This window comes from Thermomonospora cellulosilytica, assembly GCF_014138835.1.
In the GTDB taxonomy this organism is placed as follows: domain Bacteria; phylum Actinomycetota; class Actinomycetes; order Streptosporangiales; family Streptosporangiaceae; genus Thermomonospora; species Thermomonospora amylolytica.
In genome coordinates, this window is record NZ_JACJII010000001.1 from 1396214 (window position 1) to 1416130 (window position 19917).

Consider the following 19917-nt stretch of genomic DNA (forward strand, 5'->3'; position numbering starts at 1 on the left):
AATCCAGGACAAATGTCCTCTCGGGGGGAGGGCCTGCCGGACGATCGGTACCTCGACCGCGAGGAGAGCTGGCTCCGGTTCAACCAACGCGTCCTGGAACTGGCCGAGGATCCGACGCTGCCGCTGCTGGAGCGGGTGCGCTTCCTGGCGATCTTCGCCACCAACCTGGACGAGTTCTTCATGGTGCGGGTGGCCGGGCTGACCCGCCGGATGGCCACCGGGCTGGCGGTCAAGTCGGCCAGCGGCCGGCGCCCCCGCGAGGTGCTGGAACGCACCGCCGAGGTGGCCGGCGAGCTGATGCAGCGGCACGCCGCCGTCTTCCACGAGCAGATCCTGCCCGCCCTGGCCAAGGAGAGCATCGAGATCCTGCGCTGGGACGAGCTGTCGCGGACCGAGCAGGAACGGCTGCACCGGCTGTTCCGCGACGAGATCTACCCGGTGCTCACCCCGCTGGCGGTGGACTCGGCGCACCCGTTCCCCTACATCAGCGGCCGGTCCCTCAACCTGGCGGTGATCGTCCGCGACCCCGACACCGAGGCCAGCCTGTTCGCCCGGGTCAAGGTGCCGCCCGTGCTGCCCCGCTTCATCGAGGCCTCCCCGGACCGGTTCACCCCGCTGGAGGACGTGATCGCCGCCCACCTCGGGCAGCTGTTCGTCGGCATGGAGGTCGTGGAGCACCACGTCTTCCGGGTCACCCGCAACCAGGACCTGGAGATCGACGAGGACATCAGCGAGAGCCTGCTGCAGGCGCTGGAACGGGAACTGCTGCGCCGCCGGTTCGGCCCGGTGGTGCGGCTGGAGGTGGAGGACTCCATCTCCCCCGAGGTGCTGGAGATGCTGGTCGAGGAGCTGGGCGTCCCCGAACGGCAGGTCTACAAGATCCGCGGCCCGCTGCACCTGGGCGGGCTGCACGCCATCGCCGACCTGGACCGGCCGGAGCTGAAGTACCCGCCGTTCGTGCCGTCCAAGGAGGCGGTGCCGATCGACGCGGACATCTTCGCCGCCATCCGGGAACGGGACGTGCTGATCCACCACCCGTACGACTCGTTCAGCACCACCGTGCAGCGCTTCATCGAGGACGCCGCCTGCGACCCGCACGTGCTGGCGATCAAGCAGACCCTCTACCGCACCAGCGGCGACTCCCCGATCGTGGACGCGCTCATCGACGCGGCCGAGGAGGGCAAGCAGGTCGTCGTGGTGGTCGAGCTGAAGGCCCGGTTCGACGAGCGCGCCAACATCGAGTGGGCGCGCAAGCTGGAGCAGGCCGGCTGCCACGTGGTGTACGGGTTCGTCGGCCTCAAGACGCACTGCAAGCTGTCGCTGGTGGTGCGCCAGGACCCGGACGGGACGCTGCGCCGCTACTGCCACATCGGCACCGGCAACTACCACCCCAAGACCGCCCGCCAGTACGAGGACCTGGGCCTGCTGACCGCCGACCCGGACGTGGGCGAGGACGTCGGCACCCTGTTCAACCACCTGACCGGCTACTCCCGGCAGAACACCTACAACCGGCTGCTGGTGGCCCCGCGCAGCCTGCGGTCCGGCCTGGTGCTGCGGATCGAACGGGAGATCGACCACCACGAGGCGGGCCGCCCCGCGCACATCCGCTTCAAGTGCAACGGGCTGGTCGACGAGGTGATCATCGACGCGCTGTACCGGGCGTCGCGGGCCGGGGTGCCGGTGGACGTGTGGGTGCGCGGGATCTGCGCGCTGCGGCCGGGCGTGCCGGGGCTGAGCGACAACATCCGGGTGCGCAGCGTGCTGGGCCGGTTCCTGGAGCACTCCCGGATCTTCGCGTTCGAGGCCGGCGGGGACCCGGAGGTGTGGATCGGCAGCGCCGACATGATGCACCGCAACCTGGACCGGCGGGTCGAGGCGCTGGTGCGGGTCTCCGACAAGGCCCACCGCACCGAGCTGGTCCGGCTGCTGGACATGGCGATGGACGACGGCACCTCGACCTGGTGGCTGGGGCCGGACGGCGACTGGACGCGCCACCAGTACGCCGAGACCGGCGACCTCGACGCCCAGGGCGAGCCGCTGCGCGACATCCAGCGGCATCTGATGAAGACCAGGCGCTGGAGGACGGTGGATGGGTGATTCGGGCTCCCGGAACTCGGTGATCCGGGCGGCGGGCGCGGTGCTGTGGCGCGAGGGCCCCGCCGGGCCCGAGATCGCACTGGTGCACCGGCCCAAGTACGACGACTGGTCGTTCCCCAAGGGCAAGCTCGACCGCGGCGAGCACGTGCTGCGGGCGGCGCTGCGCGAGGTCGAGGAGGAGACCGGGGTGGCGATCCGGCTGGGCCGCCGGCTGCCCACCACCACCTACCTCAAGGACGGCCGTCCCAAGCGGGTCGACTACTGGAGCGCCTCCCCGGTGAACGGTGCGGCGTTCCGGCCGAACGACGAGGTCGACCTGCTGGAGTGGCGGACGGTCGACGAGGCCGCGCGGCTGCTGACCTACGAGCGGGACGTGGACCTGCTGCACGAGTTCGCCGCCGGGCCGCTGCGGACCCGGCCGGTGGTGGTGCTGCGGCACGCCTCGGCGGGCGAGAAGAGCCAGTGGCGCGACCTGGACGCGCTGCGCCCGCTGGACGCGCAGGGCCGCCGCGAGGCGGGGCTGCTGGCCCGGCTGCTGGGGGCGTTCGGGCCCGCGCGGCTGCACAGCTCGCTGACCGCCCGCTGCCTGGAGACGCTGCTGCCGTACTCGCTGGCGACGGGGATCGAGCCGGTCACCGAACTGGCGTTCACGGTCGGGCGGGCCACCGCCGAGCGGGCCTGCGCCCGGCTGGTGGAGCTGGTCGAGGCGACCGACGGGCCGCTGGTGGTGTGCACGCACGGCGAGATCGTCGCCGACCTGGTGATCGAGCTGTGCCGCCGGTACGGGGAGAAGGTCCCCGAGGACCCGTCGCTGCGCAAGGCCGGGTTCTGGGTGGCGCACCTGGGCGGCGACCAGATCACCGGGCGGACCTCGATCGCCGCCTTGGAACGTCACAGCACCGAGCCCCGCTAGGCGTTGACCTGCTCCCAGGTCTCCTCCAGATGGGACAGGGACTCCAGGGCCTCGCAGCGTTCGACGCCGTAGAGGGCGCCGAGCACGAACGCCTCACTGGAGGTGGTGTTGCGTTCGGCGGCGGCGCCGCGGAGCCAGTCCATGGCGATCACGCCGTCCTGGTAGCCGCCGAGGACCTCCTGCAGGCGCTTGGCGTCGGCGGCGGTGCGCTTGGCGGCCTCGGCCCGCCCGGGGTCCAGGTCCCGGAGCGCGGCGGCGGCCAGCTCGGCGGCGTAGCGGGTGCGCTTGGCGGCCTTGCGGACGTCGTGGCGGGCCTCTTCGGGGTCCTCGGCGGTGGTGATCGCGGCGTACTTCCCGGCGAGCCGCCGCCACTGGCGGTCGACCAGCTTCGGAAGCTCCTTGGCGGCGTCGCGGTCGGCGCGTTCGCCCAGCGGAGGGTCGGTGAACAGGGCGTCGAGGGCGTCCAGCAGCGCGAAGTATCGGTCGCTCTTGAGGTGGGCGTTGAGCCTGCGGTAGGCGGACTTCTCCTGCTGGGCGAGCCCCTCCAGCCAGGACGGGGTCCCGGCGACGTCCAGCCCGTAGGGCCGGGCGAGGCGGTCGGTGAACCGCATCCGCAGCACCTCCAGGTCGCGGACCTCGCCCAGCACCTCGGCCAGCCACTGCAGCTCCGGCTCCAGCGCCTCGATGCGCCCGGCGTCCAGAACGGGCGCGTAGCTCTTGAGGGCGCTGCGGATCCGCCGGGTCGCCACCCGCATCCGGTGCACCGCGTCGAACTCGGCCAGCCGCGCCTTGGGGTCGAAGGCCAGCACCGCGTCGACCTGCTCGGCCAGGTAGCCGAGCACCGCCGCGCCCGCCGTGCGCCGCGGCAGCGCCGCCGGGCGGGTCCGGCCGCCGTTGAACGGGACCGCCATCACCGGCTCCAGCACCCGGCCCAGCTTGGCCGAGCTGCCGGCCTTGCGGGCGCCGGCCTTCTTGAGGAGCCTGCCCGCCGCCTTGAGCAGCTCGGGCGTCCCGGCGGGCCCCAGCTCGACCTCGATCTCCCGCCACGCCGTCATCGGCGGCGGCTCGGCGTCCCCGGTCACCACCGGGTCGATCACCTGGCCGATCACCGCGTCGTCGGCGACCTCGGCGAGCACCCGCCCGTCGGCGTCCAGCAGGTCCACCACGGTCCGTTCGGTCTCCAGGGCCGCGACCGGGCGCAGCGCCGCCCCCCGGGTCTGCGCGGCGACCAGCGAGGCCAGCCGGGCCGGGACGACCTGCGGGCGGCCCAGCGGGGCGTGCAGCTCGATCTTGCCGTCCGGGCCGGCGGGGATCTTCAGATGCCATCCGGCGTCCTGGCCGCCCCGGCGGCGCCGCAGCGTGATCCCGCAGGCCGCCAGCCGATGATCGTCGGTGTCGAAGTAGTTCGCCACGAGCTGGTGGGTACGGGGCCCGCTCACCGCCGCCACCCCCGGGAGCCCGGACAGGTCGGGCATCCGGAAGTCCCGCTCGGCGTCGTACTTGCGCTCGATCTCCAGCTGACGTTTCGTCTGGGCCACGCGTGCTCTCCTCCGTGTCGGCCTCCCCGGGCGGCGGGGGTCGACCCGGGAGAACGCTCCAGCGGCCAGGATTACACGTTCGGGTGAACACCAGTAGGCCGGTCGCCGGTCAGGGGCGGGAGCCCGTGATCCGGCGAATCGCCCTGGCGGCGACGGCGGCGTGCGGACCGCCCGTGCCGGCCAGACGGCGGATCGCCGGGAGCGCGGGCCGGGCCGCGGAGCCCATGTCGCCGAGCTCGTTCAGGATCCACGCCGGGTGGCGGTGGAGGAGGGACAGCAGAACGGCCAGGGTCGTGCCGGGTATGCCGGTGACCTTGTGGAGCGCGGTGGCGGCGGCGATGCGGGCGTGGACGGCGGCGGTGCCGTCGACGGCGATCCGGTGCAGGGCGGGGGCCGCGTCACGGGCACGGGGGCCGAGCTCGCCGAGCCGGGCACAGGCGATGACGTCGAACCTCTCGCGCTCCCGTCCGCTGGTCTCACGGCCGTGCCTGTCGGGGCGGTCGAGAATGCCCAGGAGGAGATCCACGACGGGCCGGTCGAGGGCCGTGAGGGCCTGGACGGCGGACAGGGCCAATTCCAGATCGTCGTCCTCGGCCAGGCGGGTCAGCAGGGTCACGGCCCCGTCGTCGCCTCGGCCGTGGCGGCGCAGGAACGCGCAGCCTTCCTCGTACGCCCCGGTGCGTTCCAGGGCGGCGAGGACTTCGGAGAGCTCCGGGTGGTCCATGGACCACCAGACGGCTTTGCGGAGCAGGGCCGCGACCTCGTCCGCCGGGGCCTTGGGGAGCCTGGCCCGGACCGCGGGCCACAGATCGTCGGCGAAGTGCCCGGCCCAGGACAGCAGGGTCGTGTCCCCCTGCTCGATCCGCCGCCGGACGTACGGGATGCAGCGCGGATCCCGGTGCTGTGCCAGGAACCTGGTGGCCTGGGAGGACAGTTCGGGGTCGTCCTGGGCCTCGGCCACGGCGTCGGCGTAACCGGGATGGCGGAGCAGGGCGGGGCGGAGGGCCCGCCGCCGTACCTGCGGGTCGGGGTGGCGGAGCAGGGCCGTGACGGCCGGGACGAGCGCGGCGTGGTCGACGTGTTCGGCCACGGCCACCAGCGAGGTGACCGTGGCGGGCGGCAACCGCCCGTCCTGCACGGCGGGGAGCATGCGGGTCAGCCATCGTGCCGCCGGTTCCTGGCGTACCGCAGGCCACAGGAACCAGTCGCCGACCGGGTCGACCGGGGGCGTCCCGCACCACTCGGGGTCCGCCCAGGCCAGCTCCGCCAGCGCCGCGCCGGGCGGGCCGGTGCACAGGGTGAGGGCCTCGACGACCTCCTCGTCGAGGTCCTGCCGATGGTGGAGCAGCCCGATCGCCGCTCCGAACGCGTCGCTGGAGCCGGGGGATCGGCGGATGCGTTCCCGCAGGTGGTCGTGGTGACCTTCGTGGAGGCCCAGGGCGACCAGGAGGGCGAGCCTGGTCGGGTCGTCGGCCTGGGACCCGACGCGGGCCCGGAGGGCTCCGGGATCGACGTCCACGTAGGCGAAGAAGACGGCGACGATGCGGCGGACCGCCAGGTCGGGATGGTCGAGGGCGTCCAGCAGCGCCGAGAGCCCCGCGCGGCGCAGGCTCGCCAGTCGGCCGGCCCATTCGGAGATCACCACTGCCCCCGGGTCGGGCTCCTCGGGTGGCAGGCCCAGGGCCTCCAGGGCCTTCTCCAGGGCCGCGCCGCTGCGGCGTCCGGGCTCGTCCAGGTCGACGTCCCAGTCCCGGTACACCGCGGCCTGCCAGTCGAACGGGCTGTCCACACCCGGAACGTTAACGGGCCCGGAATGTCGGTCGTCGGCGCGAGACTGGGGGGATGGGCGTGGAGCAGTGGTGGGAGGAGCATCGCGGTGGGCTGACCGGCTACTGCTACCGGATGCTGGGGTCGCCGTTCGACGCCGAGGACGCGGTGCAGGAGACGCTGGTGCGGGCCTGGCGTCACGCGGACCGCTTCGACCCGGCCAAGGGCAGCCCGCGCAACTGGCTGTACGCGATCGCGACGAACGTCTGCCTGGACATGCTGCGCGGTGCCGAACGGCGGGTGCTGGCGGTGGACCTGGGGCCCGCGGCGGAGCCGGGTGCGTCGTTGGGGGCTCCGCCGCCCGGGGAACGGTGGGTGCTGCCGGTGCCGGACGCGGCGGTGATCCCGGCAGGGGCGGACCCGGCCGAGGTCGCGGTGGCGCGGGAGACGGTGCGGCTGGCGTTCGTGGCGGCGTTGCAGCATCTGCCGCCCCGGCAGCGGGCGGTGCTGATCCTGCGCGACGTGCTGCGGTGGACGGCCGCCGAGGTCGCCGGGCTGCTGGACGTCACCGTCGCGGCGGTCAACAGCGCGCTGCAGCGGGCTCGCGGTGCGCTGCGGGCCGCGGACCCGGGGCGTGCGGAGGCGTTCGACCCGCTGGACGCCGGGCAGGCGCGGCTGCTGGCCTCCTACTGCGACGCCTTCGAACGGCACGACGTGGAACGGCTGGTGGCGCTGCTGGCCGAGGACGCGACGATGTCGATGCCGCCGTTCGCCTGGTGGCTGGCCGGGCGGGAGCACATCCGCCGGGTGCTGTCGGCCACCTCCGACTGCGCCGGATCCCGTCTGGTGCCGGTGGCGGCCAACGGGTCCCCGGCCTTCGCGCAGTACGTCCCGGTGGGCGGAGGGTACGAGCCGCGCGCTCTGGTGGTCATGGACGTGCGCGACGGGCGGATCGCGGGGACCACGTCGTTCCTGGACACCGAACGCCTGTTCCCCTTCTTCGGCCTCCCTGCGGAGCCACGGAACGCCGGACGGCCCGTACACCACTGACCGGGCGTGGGCGCCCGTTCACGCGCCGCCGTGCCCACCTCGGCGCCGTAGGCGGCGGGGCACGCCGCACACCAAGACTTTTCGGGTCGCCGCGATGAGTTCCGCCGCCCTCGCCCGTAACGGGGATGAACGCGTCGAACGACATGCGAGGAGATCCCGATGCCGAACGAGCCGCAGATCCAGGAGCGCGCCGCCCGCCCGTACGCCGCCATCCCGATCGAGGCGCCGATGCGCGAGTGGGGACGGGTGAACGCGCTGGTGCCCGAGGTGTTCGGCTGGCTGGCCGAGCAGGGCGTGCCGCCGGCCGGGCCGCTGTTCTACCGCTACCGCGTGGCCGGTGACATGGACCGGCCGTTCCGGCTGGAGGTGGGCGTTCCCACCCCCGCGCCGGTCACCGGGGACGGCCGGGTCATCGCCGGAACGATCCCGGCGGGCCGGTACGCGACCCTCCTGCACCAGGGACACCCGGACAAGCTGTTCGGCTCCATCACCGCCCTGCTGCGCTGGGCGGACGAACGCGGCCTGAAGTGGCGCAACACCCGGGAGGGCGACCAGGAGGTGTGGGGCGGCTGCTTCGAGTACTACCTGACCGATCCCGCCGAGGAACCCGACATGGACAACTGGTCGATCGAGCTGGCCTACCTCCTGGCCTGACCGGGGAGGCCGGACGGGTCGTCCGGGATGTCGGGATAATGCCGCCCGGGGTGCGGTGACCACTGCGCCGGTGTGGGGGTCAGGCGATCCGGACGATGGAGGTCCAGGAGATGGACAACCCGAGACGGCCCGCCCGCGCCGACCTGGCCATCCGGGTGAGCGCGGCGGCCACCGTGGTCGGCATCGGCGCCATCGCGGCGGTGATCTCCTACCGCCACGCGCTGGCCCAGGTCAGAGCGCACGGCGAGACCGGCGTCACCGCGTACCTCACTCCGCTGACCATCGACGGCCTGGTCTTCGTGGCGTCCCTGGTGATGCTGGACTCGGCCCGCCGCCGGATGCCCTCGCCCGCGCTGGCCCGCCTGGCGCTGGCCCTGGGCATCGGCGCGACCGTCGCGGTGAACGTCCTGCACGGGCTGGCCCACGGCCCGGTGGGCGCCGTCATCGCCGCCTGGCCCGCCGTCACCCTCGTGGTCGTCGTGGAACTCCTGATGACCATGATCCGCCGGGCCCGCCCAGCGGCCGAGCCGGTCCCCGCCCCCGCCCCCGTCCCGGCGGTGCGTCCGGCCTCCGTACCCCGGCCGAGGCCCCCGGCCGACGATGCGCCCGTCCCCGCGGCGGCACCGGCCGAGTCCGTGGAGCCCGCGGTCGCCAAGGCCCGCGACCGCTTCGCCGACCTGCTGGCCGCCGGTGAACTGCCGACCCTCACCGCCATCCGCCGCGAACTCAAGGTCGGCCACCCCCGGGCCGTCCGCATCCGCGCGGCCCTGGAGAGCGCCCGCTGACCCGATCGGGCGTACGGGCCGGGTCTCGGGCGGCGGGGCTACCGGGTGGGCGAGGTCCGGGGGTCCTTCTCGATGAGCGGATATTTCATGCCCATGTGGCTGGGACGGAAGCCCATCTTCTGGTAGAAGCGTATGGCGTTCGGGCGCTGGCGGTCGGTGGTGAGCTGGACGACGCGGCAGCCCCGGGCGCGGGCCTGGTCGATGACCCACCCGATGAGGGCCTGGCCGACGCCGCGGCCGCGGTGCTCGGAGGCGACGCGGACGCCTTCGATCTGGGCGCGTTCGCCACCGGTGTAGGTCAGGCTGGGGATGTAGGTGAGCTGGAGGGACGCGGCGATCTCCCCGTCGATCTCGGCGACGATGATGGCGTTGTTGGGGTCGGACTCGATCGCCTCGAACGCCCGCCAGTAGGCCTCGGGCAGCTCGTCGCCGGGGGACTCGCGGGTGCTGCCGAGCGGGTCGTCGGCCAGCAGGCGGACGATCGTGGGCACGTCCTCGCGGACCGCCTCGCGGAAGGTCACCTTTTGATCACGGGCCACGTGGCTCAGGGTATCCGCACGGTAAGACCTATGAGTTACCCTCGCTTGTAGTACTACGCCTTGTAGTACTACGTTGGGTGCAGACCCACCCGGATCCCCTGGAGGCCGCCGTCATGGTCGCCCTCGCCGACCTGCGCCGCAGCACGCCCGCGTCCGCGCCGTCCGCGCCGTCGCACCGGCCCGGCGCGACGGAGGACCGCCGTCTCCACGCCGTTCCGGCGTCCGCCGACCCGCGCGGCGGCGAGCGGCCGGACGGCGGGCCGGCCGGCGCGCTGCTGGAACGCTGCACGGCGGTGATCGACGCCGAGCTGGCCCGGCTGGCGGGCCGCAGCACGCTGGACCGCGACGCGCTGGAGACCGTCGCCGACGCGCTGCACCGGCTGGCCGATTCCCTGCTGCTCGACCGGGTAAGGGGCGCCCACCTCGAGCCGCCGGTGCTGGCGGCGCTGTTCGACCTGGAGAGAACATGCTGAACCCGGACAAGCACTGGACCGACCACGCCATCTGCCGCGGTGCCGACCCCGAGCTGTTCTACCCGATCAACTACTCGGTGCCGGTGATGGCCGAGCAGGTCCGGGCGGCCAAGTCCATCTGCGCCCGGTGCCCGGTACGGGCCGAGTGCCTCGACTGGGCCCTGCGCGCCGGCGAGCCCGACGGCATCTGGGGCGGCACCACCCCCGAGGAGCGCCGCTACCTCCGCCGCGACCGCCGCACCGCCGCCCGCCCGAACCGCACCGCCACGGCCGCCTGATCGTTCCACAACGGGCACATCGCCATAATGGCGACCGCCCGATGAATTAAGGTCCTCCGCAATAGGGCGCAACCGGTCCGGTGGGCCGACTGCCCCGGTCGGGTGCGTAAAACTGCATATTCCGGACGTCCGGTCACCGATACCGTCCAAATGGCCGGGATGCGCACGCGTCATGTGAATAATGTGCGTCGTGCCGAATGTTTGGACGGTTCCTTGACGAAGATCGTGCCGGTGGCGGTCGCTGCGCCGGGAATGCTCGATACGGCCGGTGAGCTCCGCGCCCTCGCCGCGCATCCGCGGCTGACCGCGCGCGAACGGCACCTGCGGCGCCTCGCCGACGATCTGGACGCCGGCCGTGATCTGGACCGCTGGGCCCAGATCGACCTGTACGCGGCGTTCCTGCGCGAGGAGACGATCGGCCCCGCCGTCCGCAGCGCCCGGCGGACCCGCGCCGGCGCGGCCCTGGACCTGGTGTCCGGCCTGGTGATCTTCACCCCGATCCTGATCACCTGGTTCGGGCTGTTCAAGGCCACCGCCGCGTACCGGGCCGGCCGCGGGGACGCCGCCCTGGCCGGCAGGTCCTTCCTCGAGCAGTGGCAGACCGGCTTCGGCGGCCGGCTGTCGGACTGGCTCTACTTCGACCGGATCGCCTGGTGGACGGTGCTGGCCATCGTGTTCCTGATGGCCATCTCGGCCGGGCATGTGCTGTGGCAGCGCCGGGAGGAGAGGCTCGACCGGCAGGAGCGCGCCGCGCTGATGGGCCGGCTCACCGCCGCGCTCACCGACGTCGACCTGGAGCTGAGCCGGTTCCGGGTGAACGACGCCACCCGGATGCAGTCCGGCGCACAGCACCTGGTCGACGCCTCCCAGGAGATGGGCAGGGTCGTCGACCAGGTGCGCGCCGTGGAACGCGAGGCCGCCAAGAGCCTGCGGCTGGTGCGCCAGGCCGTCGAGCGGGTGGAACGGCTCGCCGACACGGTCGCGCAGAGCGGGGACGCCGTCCGCGCCGCCGCCGACCAGCTCGGCGGCACGAAGGCCGACCTGACGGCCCGGCTCGACCAGGTGTCGGCCGCCACCAACGCGGTCGCGACCGGGATCGGCGACCTGGCCCGCGCCGCCGGCGACGACAGCGAACGGACCCGCAAGGCGCTCGACGGCACCGCCCGCGAGCTGCGCGCCGCCCTCACCGACGGGCAGCAGGAGCTCGCCGCCCGGATCGCCGCCGCCCTGGAACGCGGCGGCGAGGACATCCGCAGGGCGCTGGACGACTGGCGCACCGAGGGCGCGATCTACTCCCACCGGCACGAGACCACGACCGAGCACCTGGCGGCGGTCGCCGGGGCGATCGAGGAGATCCTGCGCCGCACCGTCCGGTCCCTGGGCGAGCTGCCCGCCGCCGTCGACCGCTTCGAGGACCACGCCGGACAGGCCGCCCAGCGCCTGGAACGCACCATGACCGACACCTCGGCGCGGATCGCCGACGACCTCGTCCGGGCGGCCGACCGGATCAACAACGAGGTCGTGGTGCTGCTCGACGGTCTCCCGGACGGCCGCGCCCAGCAGGTGGCCGCCGAGCTGGCCGCGCTGCGCGCCGCGGTGGACGGGCTGCGCGCCCAGATCGCCCAGACCGGCGGGCGGAGACGGTGGCCCTGGTGAGGCCCCGGCTGCCGATGATCGCCCTCGCCGGCTGGCTGTTCGCCGACCTGCTGCTGGCCTTCTCCATCGTGGCGCTCGGCACCCAGGACCCGCCGCCGCGCCCGCGGGCGACCCCCACGCCCGCGCCGACCCCGAGCCGGCTGGCCCTGGAACGCCGGTACGTCCAGGTCAGCCTGAACGTCGACCCGGACGCCGCCGCACGCGGAGACGAGTCCGCGGTCCAGGCGATCCGCCGGGCCGTCCGCGCCCAGGGCCCCCGGCTGGCGGGCCGCCGGGCCGGCATCGTGCTGACCTTCGGCGCCCAGCACAGCGGCGGCGAGGGCTTCGCGAACGACGTCAACAGGCTCCTGCCCCGAGCCGACGGCCTGCTCTTCGGCGACGTCGCCACCCGCGACTTCCAGCTCCTCGGAGCCTCCGGCGGAGCGGTGCTGCTGAACATCTACCTCTTCTACGACCACTAGGAGGCTTCCATGAGCCAGCAGGTCCTCCCGTTCTACCTGGTGTGCGACGAGTCGTACTCGATGGACGGCGACCCGATCAACGCGATCAACGCCTCGCTGCCCGACCTGCACGCCGAGATCGGCGGCAACCCGGTCGTCGCCGACAAGACCCGGTTCTGCCTGATCAGCTTCTCCAGCACCGCGCAGGTGCTGCTGCCGCTGTCGGACCTGAGCGAGGTGACCTCGATGCCCGCCATGACGGCCTCGGGCACCACCTCCTACTCGGCGGCGTTCACCCTGCTGCGCGACACGATCGCCAAGGACGTCGCCGACCTGAAGGCGGCCGGTCACCAGGTGCTGCGGCCGGCGGTGTTCTTCCTGACCGACGGGCAGCCCACCGACGGCGACTGGGGCGGCGCCTACAAGCGCCTCGTCGACCCCAACTGGGGCCCCCGGCCGAACATCCTGGCGTTCGGCTTCGGCGGGGTGAACGTCGGCACCATCCAGCAGATCGCCACCGTGCGCGGCTTCATCGCCGACGGCTCCCTCGGCCCCGCCCAGGCCCTGCAGGAGTTCGCCCAGTCGCTGATCCAGTCGGTGATCAACTCCGGCACCTCCGCCGACGCCGGCGGCGGCATGAGCCTGGCCATGCCGGACAACGTCCCCGGCTTCACCACCGTCGCCGCCGACCCGGTGTGACCCCCGCCCGGTAGCCGACCCCCAGACCGAGAGGGAACGCCGTGCGCGAAACCAACGACCCGGGTCCCGAGGACCGGCCCGCCCAGGAGCCCGGAGTCCCCCACAACGCGCCCTCCGGCCCCCCGCCGCCGTACGTCGCCACGGAGCGTCAGCCGCAGTACGTCACCGACCCGCCTCCGGTGGCGCCACCGCCTCAGCCCACCGCGCCACCGCCTGACGACTGGGCGGAGGTCGAGAGGGGCCATGCGCCACACTCCGGCGGCACGCCTCCTCCGCACTGGGGCGAGCAGTACCCGCCTCCGGCAGTGCCCCCACAGGGGTACGGAGCGCCAGGCCCTCAGCCCCCGGGACAGCACGTACCGCCGCCGTACGCCCCGCCCAACGCCGGGCCGCCGCTGCACGGGGTTCCTCCCGCCCAGGGCGCCTACCCGCAGGACGCGTCAGCGGGCTGGCCCGGTCATCCGCAGGGCCCGCCACAGCAGCAGTACGGCCAGGCTCCGCCGCCCTACGGTCATCCTCCGTACGGCGCCCAGCCCACTCCGCAGTGGGCGCCCCCCGATGACTTGTACGCCCAAGGCGCGCCCGAGGTTCAGCCCGGCGAGTACCGGCCCGCCCCGAACAGCGGCGCATACCAGGGCCACCAGACGTACCCCCAGCCGCAGCACGCCGAGGGCCGGTGGACGGCGGCCTCCGTGCCGGACGCCGAACAGGCGTACGGGCACCAGCAGGCTCGGCACTTCGAGCAGCCAGGGCCGGTCGCCCCCGTTGCACAGGCCGCTCCGTCCGCCGGTGCTCAGGAGGCCGAACAGGTCGAACGTCCCGAAGCGGCGGCCTCCGCCGCGCCGACCGTACCGGACGCCGACCGGTCACAGCAGGACGAGCAGGTGGACGACCTCGAGGCGGTGGCGCGTGCCGTGCAGGTCCCGCCGGGGGCCGAGTCCCACCGGGAAGACCGGCGGCAAGATGCGCGGCAGCCTGAGCGTCCCGATGCCGCGGCGGCGGGAGAGGCCGCGCGGCGGGTGGAGCCCGTGGTGGACACCGTGCTCCCGCCCGCCGGGGACGAGGCTCGGACGCAGCGGCCCAGGATCAAGCTCGCGCGGCGGGAGGACAGGTCGTCGCCGGCCGAGGCGCCGTTCCCCGGGCCGGTGAAGTTCGGGAAGGTGCATCCCCGGGCCGGGGAGCCGCGGGGGCTGCCCCAGGTGGAGCAGGCGGTGCCGGACACGGTGCTGGATCTGGCGGACTTCGACGGGCTGGCGGTACGGGCGGCCTCGCTGCGCGGCGACGACCACCGGTGGACCGGCAAGCCCCGGCAGGACTCGCTGGGGCTGTGGACGGTGTCCCGGCAGGACCGGCCGGACCTGCTGGTGGCGGCCGTCGCCGACGGGGTGGGCAGCAGGTCCCTGTCGCACCTGGGGTCGTCGTGGGCCTGCCGGCTGTTCCGCGAGCAGATCGCGGCGCACGCCGCCGAGGTGCTCGTCCAGGACGACATCGAGGATCTCGGGCGGCGGATCGCCGAACGGATCGCCGCGGCGATGATCGAGCGGGCCGGACGCGAGGGGCTGGAGCGCCGGGAGCTGTCCACCACCCTGGTCGGGGCGGCGGTCGAGCTGACGCCGCCGCCGGGGCCGCGCCGGTGCTTCCTCGTGCGGGTCGGCGACAGCACGGCGTACCTGCTGCGCGAGGGCGGGTTCGGGGAGGCGTTCGACGACGCCCGCGACGACGAGGAGATCGTCGGCTCCGCGACCGCCGCGCTGCCCACCAGCGTCGGTCGGGTGCAGACCGCCGTGGAGACCGTCGGGGCCGACGACGTCCTGGTGCTGTGCACCGACGGGCTCGTCGGTCCCATGCGGAACGACGAGGTGAGGGACCGGCTGGTCCGGTGCTGGAGCGGCCCGGTGCCGGGGGCGCTGGAGTTCGGCTGGCAGGTCGGCTTCCGGGCCAGGTCGTTCGGCGATGACCGTACGGCCGTCTGTGTGTGGGGGCGCCGATGACGTGGCTCGACGGTTCCGACGTCCAGGTGCGCGACCTGCGGGTGGGGGCGAAGCTCGGCCAGGGCGGCCAGGGGGCGGTGCACGAGCTGCAGGGCCTCCAGTCGGGATACGTCTACAAGGAGTACCTCGCCGCCAACGTCAACGGCGACGCCCTCACCCGCCTGGTGAACGTCCCCAGGACGATGGCCGCCCACGAACGGGACCTGCTGCTGGGCCAGTCGGCCTGGCCGCTGGCCCGCGTGGTGGACGGCGCGAAGGTCAGGGGCTTCGTCATGCGGAAGGTGCCCCCCGGATTCTGGGGACGCCGCGCGAACAAGCCCGCGCTGCGGGAGCTGCAGTACCTGCTGTACGAGCCCAAGAAGCTGTGGGGCGACATCGTCCCGCTGGACGCGCCGGGCAGGCTGGAGGTCGCGCGGAAGGCCGCCGAGCTGTTCTTCCTGCTGCACTCCAGGCATCTGGTCGTGGGCGACGTGTCGATGCGCAACCTGCTGTGGTCGCCGCCGCCGGTGTCGATCTACCTGCTGGACTGCGACGCCATCCGGGTCGTGGGCGAGCGGCCGGTGATGCCCCAGCCGCAGACGCCCGACTGGAACGACCCGCACCAGCCGCCGACCGGACCCGAGCTCGACACCGACCGCTACAAGCTGGCCCTGCTGGTCGCCCGGGTGCTGTCCGTCCGGGCGGAGCTGCGGCCGGGCGAGCCCGTGCCGTTCGTCGACGGCCTGCCCGGCCGGGTGGTCAAGGAGGTCGCCGCGCGGTTCGCCGAGGCCGCCCGGGGCCCGGGCCTGCGCCCGGACGCCGCCCAGTGGATCAAGGCGCTGAGCGACCGGGGGACGATCGACCTTCCACCGCTGCCGCCCGTGCGCAAGCCCCCCGACCTGCCCAAGGCCCCGCTCGACGTGCGGCCGGTGCAGCGGCCGGTCATCCGGCTGCGGCCGCCCGGCCAGGGCTGAACGGCGGACGCCGTCGCCGTCCGGGTAAGGGCGGGCGGTGTGAGGTCGGATATGTCGGGCACCTTCTCGGAACGCGAGGCGTTGTCATGACGACGCCATTGCCCACGGAAGTCCCGACGGAGGCGGCGAGATGGGTTATCCCGTGGTTCCGCGGCGACGGAGCCGGTCGGAAGGGCTGATGACGCACGCGACCCGGGCGGTCTCGGCGGCTCTGCTGGTCGGCGCGGCGACCGCGGGAATGTGGGTGCTGGAGTTCTTCGACTACGCGATGGGCGGGGCGCTGGACGAGTACGGGATCCGCGCCTGGGACCCGTACGAGCTGCCGGAGATCTTCACCGCGCCGTTCCTGCACGGGGGCATCGAGCATCTGCTGGCCAACACGGTGCCGTTCCTGGTGCTGGGGTTCATCGCGGCGGCGCGCGGGATCGGGCGGTTCCTGCTGGCCAGCCTGATCATCATCGTGGTCGGCGGGCTGGGGGTGTGGTTCACCGGCTCGCCGACCGTGGACACCCTGGGCAGCAGCATCCTGATCTTCGGGTTCTTCGGCTACCTGCTGGGCCGCGGGGTGTTCGAGCGCAGCCTGCTGGACCTGGTGATCGCGGTGGGCGTGGTGGTGGTCTACGGCGGGCTGATCTACGGGGTCATCCCGACCGACACCATGATCTCCTGGCAGGGTCACCTGTTCGGGCTGATCGGCGGGGTGCTCGCCGCCTACGCGCTGCGCCGCCGCGTCGAGGCATAGCCGGCGCTAGGGGCGTACGGACACGTCGGTGACGGTGGCGTCGCGCGGCGTCTGCAGGGCCCCCAGGATCACCCGGGCCACCGTGGCGGGGTCGGCGAACTCGCTCGGGTCGTACGGCCGGCCCTCCTGGGCGCGGACCCTGCGCTGCATCTCGGTGGCGGTACGGCCCGGGTAGACGCTGGTCACGCGGAGCGCGGGCTCCTCGGCGCGCAGCGAGTCGGCCAGCGCCCGCAGGCCGTGCTTGCTGGCCGCGTACGCCGACCAGCCGGGGTTGGCGCGCAGCCCGGCGCCGGAGTTGACGAAGACCACGTGCCCTGCGGCGGCGCGCAGCGCGGGCAGTAGCAGCCGGGTCAGTTCGGCGGCGGACACCAGGTTGACCATGAGCTGGTCGATCCAGTGGTCGGCGCCCGCCTCGGCGACCGGGCCGAGGTCGACGACGCCCGCGCTGTGCACCACCCCGTCGAGCCGGCCGGGCAGGTCGGCGGCGGCCAGGGCGGCCTCCAGACGGCGCGGCTTGGCCAGGTCCACCGCCACGGTCTGCACGGTGCCGCGCGGCCCGGACGGCGCCTGCGGGGCGCCGGCGCCGTTGCGGACGAGGACCTGGGTGCGGGCGTGCGCGCCGCCGCTCAGCGCCGCGGCGACCTCGGCCAGCCGTTCCGGCGAGCGCCCCAGCAGCACCAGGTCGTGCCCCCGGTCGGCCAGCATCTCCGCCAGGGCCGCGCCGATGCCGCCCGTCGCCCCGGTGATCAGGTACGTTCCCATGCCCGCCATTGTCGCTGACCGGGGTGACATCAGGCGGGCCGCAGCACCCGGGTCGCCCCGGCGATGAGCGCGGTCGCCAGGATCCAGCCGCAGGCGATCAGCCCGTAGGCGAGCCACTGCGTCCAGCCCGCCGGGTCCCACGCCTCCCGCTGCCCGAACGCCCCGAACGGGATCAGCAGGTCCAGCGTGTAGACGAACGAGTGGAAGTCGGGCCGTTCGGCCGGCTGCTTCAACGGGTTGGGCGGGAAGATCCCGAACAGCACCGTGCCCGCCGTCAGCACCGCGGCCAGCCAGCCCGCCGCCAGCCACGGCCGGTACCCGTACCCCACCGTGGCGTCCAGCAGGAACCCCCACGCCCGGCTGCGCGGCGGCAGCGACCGGCGGCGCGCCCGCTGCTTGGCCAGCAGCGCCCGGCGGGCCAGGTGGTCGTTGCCGTCCCGCCGGTACCAGGCGGCGAGCTGCTCGTACGGCTGCGGCCGGAAGCCCTCCACGTCGCGGGACACCCAGTCGATCCGCTCGGTGACGCCGCCGCCGCGCAGCGACTCGTACACCAGGCCCTGCAGGCGGAGCCGCGCGGGCCAGCGGTCCGGCCGGTCCAGCAGCACCCCGATCCTGGAGTAGACCAGGGTGACGACGCCCTCGACGGGCTCGTCCGGCGTCAGGATCAGCTCGTCGGCCTGCATGTGGCTCAGGTGCAGCACCACCTTGCCGGGGTTGCGCATCGCCCCGGCCCGGTCGAACGAGAGCGTCCCGTTGACCTGGCCGCTGCGCAGCCGCACCATCCCCTCGGCGGTGAAGCCGTGGCTCAGCTCGGCGGCGTCCTCGACCACGATGTTCTGCGCGTCCAGCGCGATCCGGCCGGGGTTGCGCAGCGCCGCGCCCTCCATGAACAGGCCGCCGTTCATCCGCGCCCCGGTCAGCCGGAGGCCGCCGGTGATCTCGGCGTCGCGCAGGAACGCCCCGGCGTCCACCACCGTTCCGCCGGCGAACACCGCCCACCTGTTCGGCTCGGTCTCGGTGACGCGGGTGCGGTTCATCCGCAGCCCGCCGGCGAGCTGGGCGCGTGGCAGCCGCACCGAGCCGTCGATCCGGGAGCCGGACAGGCTGAGGAAGCCGTCGGCCCGCAGCCCGCCGCCGTCGAACCCGGGCATGGTGCAGTTCGACATCCGCATCTGCCGGGTCTGCGCGTTGGAGAAGTCCGGCTCCTCCTCCAGGACGCAGTGGTCGAGCAGCAGTTCGCACTCGACGGTGCCGCCGGACACGTCCAGCCGCCCGGTGACGTACGCGCCGCGCAGCCGTACCGCCGGAACGTGCCCGGGCCGCTGCTCACCGGCGCCCAGCAGCAGCCGGGAGACGACCTCGGCGCGCACGGTCCGGTCGGGGAGGGGGCCGGCGGGCCGGTCCGTGCCCAGCACGACGTGCCGCCCGGTCGGGTAGGCGTCCCAGAGCAGCCGCTCCGGTACGGTCAGGTCCACTGCTGTCTCCACCCGTACGCGCGACTCCGCCGCGGCCTCGGGCGGGCCACGGCGGAGTCGGGATGCCGGTCGGGAAACCGGAAGGGCTAGAAGAAGCCCTTACGGCGCGCGCCCTGGTCCAGGTACTGGGTGATCTGCTGCTCCCAGTTGGTGTTGGCGAACGTGGCGTAGTCCACGGTGAACCGGGCGAACGAGTCGTGGCCCTCGGTGAAGACGCCGCCGCGCTTGGACAGCTCCAGCACGACCTCCATGGAGCTGGGCCCGGAGACGAAGGTGACCTCCAGCTCCTTGATGCCGTTGACGTACTGCGGCGGCGGGAAGAACTCGATCTCCTGGTAGAACGGCAGCTTCTGGTTCACGCCCCAGATCCGGCCGCGCTCGCAGTCGGCGCCGCGGAAGCGGAAGCCGATGTTGCCGAACGCCTCCAGGATGCGCTCCTGGGCGGGCAGCGGGTGCACCGCGATCGGGTCGAGGTCGGTGGCGTCGACCGCGCGGGCGACCTCCAGCTCGGTGGCCACGCCGACGGTGGTGCCGCGCAGCGGCTGGCCGTACATGTGGGTGAGCGGCGCCTCCCACGGGATCTCCAGGCTGAACGGCAGGGTGTGCCGGGCGCCGTCCTCCAGCTCGAACTCCCGGGCGAGCACGATCTTGGCGTACTCCATGTCGGTGTGGTACTCGTTGTCGCCGGACTCGACCTCGACGCGGGTCTTGAGCGCGATCGACAGGTGCTTGATGTCGGAGTCGTGCTCGCCCCCGATGATGTTCACCTCGCCGGTGATGGTGCCGCCCGGCTGGGTGTTCGGGTTGTGCAGCACGGTCTCGACGGACGGTCCCCCGACGCCCATCGCCTTCATCAGCTTCTTGAAGACCACTTCTTGTCCTCCCGTGGTGTGGCGTTGGCCCCCGTACTCGGTTCGCCGCTCAAGGGCCGTATGTCCCTTAGGCGCACGGGGCGATCGACGCGTTCCCACGAATCTCGGAAATCCCGCCCGCCAGGGGTTCACATCGTGGCGCACCGGACCCGGTCCCCGGAAGAGACGGAGGGTGACGAAGTCGTCGCAGGTGGGCCAGGGCGCTCCGGATCCGGCCGGTCCGACGGGGCGCG

Annotated in this window: 18 protein-coding genes and 1 pseudogene; 13 read left to right on the forward strand and 6 right to left on the reverse strand. The window is 73.6% G+C overall.

Annotation, left to right across the window (positions count from 1 at the left end):
• The first annotated feature begins 12 nt into the window (after positions 1-12).
• Positions 13-2097 (forward strand): RNA degradosome polyphosphate kinase, encoded by a 2085-nt coding sequence (locus tag HNR21_RS06800; protein ID WP_233358873.1) that lies wholly within the window; start codon positions 13-15, stop codon positions 2095-2097.
• A complete protein-coding gene (locus HNR21_RS06805) occupies positions 2090-3010 on the forward strand; it encodes an NUDIX hydrolase (protein ID WP_119726584.1) in 921 nt (306 codons plus the stop codon). Before HNR21_RS06800 ends, HNR21_RS06805 begins: the two co-directional genes overlap by 8 nt.
• On the opposite strand, the gene HNR21_RS06810 is transcribed toward HNR21_RS06805, so the two are convergent.
• Both HNR21_RS06810 and HNR21_RS06815 read right to left on the reverse strand, forming a co-directional pair.
• A complete protein-coding gene (locus HNR21_RS06810; protein WP_182704500.1) occupies positions 3007-4548 on the reverse strand; it encodes a CYTH and CHAD domain-containing protein in 1542 nt (513 codons plus the stop codon). The genes HNR21_RS06805 and HNR21_RS06810 overlap by 4 nt on opposite strands.
• A gap of 109 nt (positions 4549-4657) precedes the next feature.
• Positions 4658-6337 carry a hypothetical protein gene (locus HNR21_RS06815; protein WP_182704501.1) on the reverse strand — a complete coding sequence of 560 codons (1680 nt, stop codon included), beginning with the start codon at positions 6335-6337 and terminating at the stop codon, positions 4658-4660.
• A gap of 47 nt (positions 6338-6384) precedes the next feature.
• Between HNR21_RS06815 and HNR21_RS06820 the strand changes: the two are divergent.
• The 3 genes and pseudogenes from HNR21_RS06820 to HNR21_RS06830 form a co-directional block, all read left to right on the forward strand.
• Positions 6385-7365: pseudogene (locus HNR21_RS06820) on the forward strand (sigma-70 family RNA polymerase sigma factor); the annotation flags it as partial.
• A gap of 159 nt (positions 7366-7524) precedes the next feature.
• Entirely contained in the window at positions 7525-8019 is a 495-nt protein-coding gene (locus HNR21_RS06825; RefSeq protein ID WP_182704503.1) for a GyrI-like domain-containing protein, read from the forward strand.
• Between the two features lie 110 nt (positions 8020-8129).
• Positions 8130-8804: a DUF2637 domain-containing protein gene (locus HNR21_RS06830; RefSeq protein ID WP_157995678.1), complete on the forward strand. Its 675-nt coding sequence runs from the start codon at positions 8130-8132 to the stop codon at positions 8802-8804.
• A 38-nt stretch (positions 8805-8842) separates the two neighbouring features.
• Here HNR21_RS06830 and HNR21_RS06835 read toward each other — a convergent pair whose 3' ends face one another.
• Positions 8843-9343: a GNAT family N-acetyltransferase gene (locus HNR21_RS06835; RefSeq protein ID WP_312880887.1), complete on the reverse strand. Its 501-nt coding sequence runs from the start codon at positions 9341-9343 to the stop codon at positions 8843-8845.
• A gap of 77 nt (positions 9344-9420) precedes the next feature.
• Between HNR21_RS06835 and HNR21_RS06840 the strand changes: the two genes are divergently transcribed.
• The 8 genes from HNR21_RS06840 to HNR21_RS06875 all read left to right on the forward strand — a co-directional run bounded on the left by HNR21_RS06840 (position 9421) and on the right by HNR21_RS06875 (position 16575).
• Positions 9421-9816: a hypothetical protein gene (locus HNR21_RS06840; protein WP_157995679.1), complete on the forward strand. Its 396-nt coding sequence runs from the start codon at positions 9421-9423 to the stop codon at positions 9814-9816.
• The gene (locus HNR21_RS06845) at positions 9810-10094 is read left to right on the forward strand and encodes a WhiB family transcriptional regulator (RefSeq protein ID WP_119726591.1); all 285 of its coding nucleotides are present in this window, start codon (positions 9810-9812) and stop codon (positions 10092-10094) included. Before HNR21_RS06840 ends, HNR21_RS06845 begins: the two co-directional genes overlap by 7 nt.
• A 213-nt stretch (positions 10095-10307) precedes the next feature.
• Positions 10308-11750, forward strand: coding sequence for a coiled-coil domain-containing protein (locus HNR21_RS06850; RefSeq protein ID WP_182704504.1), 1443 nt, complete (start codon positions 10308-10310; stop codon positions 11748-11750).
• Positions 11747-12211: a hypothetical protein gene (locus HNR21_RS06855; RefSeq protein WP_312880888.1), complete on the forward strand. Its 465-nt coding sequence runs from the start codon at positions 11747-11749 to the stop codon at positions 12209-12211. Before HNR21_RS06850 ends, HNR21_RS06855 begins: the two co-directional genes overlap by 4 nt.
• 9 nt (positions 12212-12220) lie before the next feature.
• Entirely contained in the window at positions 12221-12889 is a 669-nt protein-coding gene (locus tag HNR21_RS06860; RefSeq protein ID WP_182704505.1) for a vWA domain-containing protein, read from the forward strand.
• 41 nt (positions 12890-12930) lie between these two features.
• Positions 12931-14880 carry a protein phosphatase 2C domain-containing protein gene (locus HNR21_RS06865; RefSeq protein ID WP_182704506.1) on the forward strand — a complete coding sequence of 650 codons (1950 nt, stop codon included), beginning with the start codon at positions 12931-12933 and terminating at the stop codon, positions 14878-14880.
• On the forward strand, positions 14877-15833 hold the full coding sequence (locus tag HNR21_RS06870; protein WP_157995683.1) for a hypothetical protein: 957 nt from the start codon (positions 14877-14879) through the stop codon (positions 15831-15833). Before HNR21_RS06865 ends, HNR21_RS06870 begins: the two co-directional genes overlap by 4 nt.
• 178 nt (positions 15834-16011) lie before the next feature.
• Complete coding sequence (locus tag HNR21_RS06875; protein ID WP_119726596.1) at positions 16012-16575, forward strand: rhomboid family intramembrane serine protease; 564 nt, start codon at positions 16012-16014, stop codon at positions 16573-16575.
• Between the two features lie 6 nt (positions 16576-16581).
• Here HNR21_RS06875 and HNR21_RS06880 read toward each other — a convergent pair whose 3' ends face one another.
• The 3 genes from HNR21_RS06880 to HNR21_RS06890 all read right to left on the reverse strand — a co-directional run bounded on the left by HNR21_RS06880 (position 16582) and on the right by HNR21_RS06890 (position 19684).
• On the reverse strand, positions 16582-17337 hold the full coding sequence (locus tag HNR21_RS06880; protein ID WP_182704507.1) for an SDR family oxidoreductase: 756 nt from the start codon (positions 17335-17337) through the stop codon (positions 16582-16584).
• Between the two features lie 29 nt (positions 17338-17366).
• Positions 17367-18812, reverse strand: coding sequence for a hypothetical protein (locus tag HNR21_RS06885; RefSeq protein WP_312880889.1), 1446 nt, complete (start codon positions 18810-18812; stop codon positions 17367-17369).
• A gap of 86 nt (positions 18813-18898) precedes the next feature.
• Positions 18899-19684, reverse strand: coding sequence for a sporulation protein (locus tag HNR21_RS06890; RefSeq protein ID WP_119726597.1), 786 nt, complete (start codon positions 19682-19684; stop codon positions 18899-18901).
• Positions 19685-19917 lie beyond the last annotated feature (233 nt).

What these genes read in the sequence shown, in the direction of transcription:
- HNR21_RS06800 (WP_233358873.1), top strand. Translation starts at nt 13, where the DNA reads ATGTCCTCTCGGGGGGAGGGCCTGCCGGACGATCGGTACCTCGACCGC.
- HNR21_RS06805 (WP_119726584.1), top strand. Translation starts at nt 2,090, where the DNA reads ATGGGTGATTCGGGCTCCCGGAACTCGGTGATCCGGGCGGCGGGCGCG.
- HNR21_RS06825 (WP_182704503.1), top strand. Translation starts at nt 7,525, where the DNA reads ATGCCGAACGAGCCGCAGATCCAGGAGCGCGCCGCCCGCCCGTACGCC.
- HNR21_RS06830 (WP_157995678.1), top strand. Translation starts at nt 8,130, where the DNA reads ATGGACAACCCGAGACGGCCCGCCCGCGCCGACCTGGCCATCCGGGTG.
- HNR21_RS06845 (WP_119726591.1), top strand. Translation starts at nt 9,810, where the DNA reads ATGCTGAACCCGGACAAGCACTGGACCGACCACGCCATCTGCCGCGGT.
- HNR21_RS06860 (WP_182704505.1), top strand. Translation starts at nt 12,221, where the DNA reads ATGAGCCAGCAGGTCCTCCCGTTCTACCTGGTGTGCGACGAGTCGTAC.
- HNR21_RS06870 (WP_157995683.1), top strand. Translation starts at nt 14,877, where the DNA reads ATGACGTGGCTCGACGGTTCCGACGTCCAGGTGCGCGACCTGCGGGTG.
- HNR21_RS06875 (WP_119726596.1), top strand. Translation starts at nt 16,012, where the DNA reads ATGACGCACGCGACCCGGGCGGTCTCGGCGGCTCTGCTGGTCGGCGCG.
- HNR21_RS06880 (WP_182704507.1), bottom strand. Translation starts at nt 17,337, where the DNA reads ATGGGAACGTACCTGATCACCGGGGCGACGGGCGGCATCGGCGCGGCC.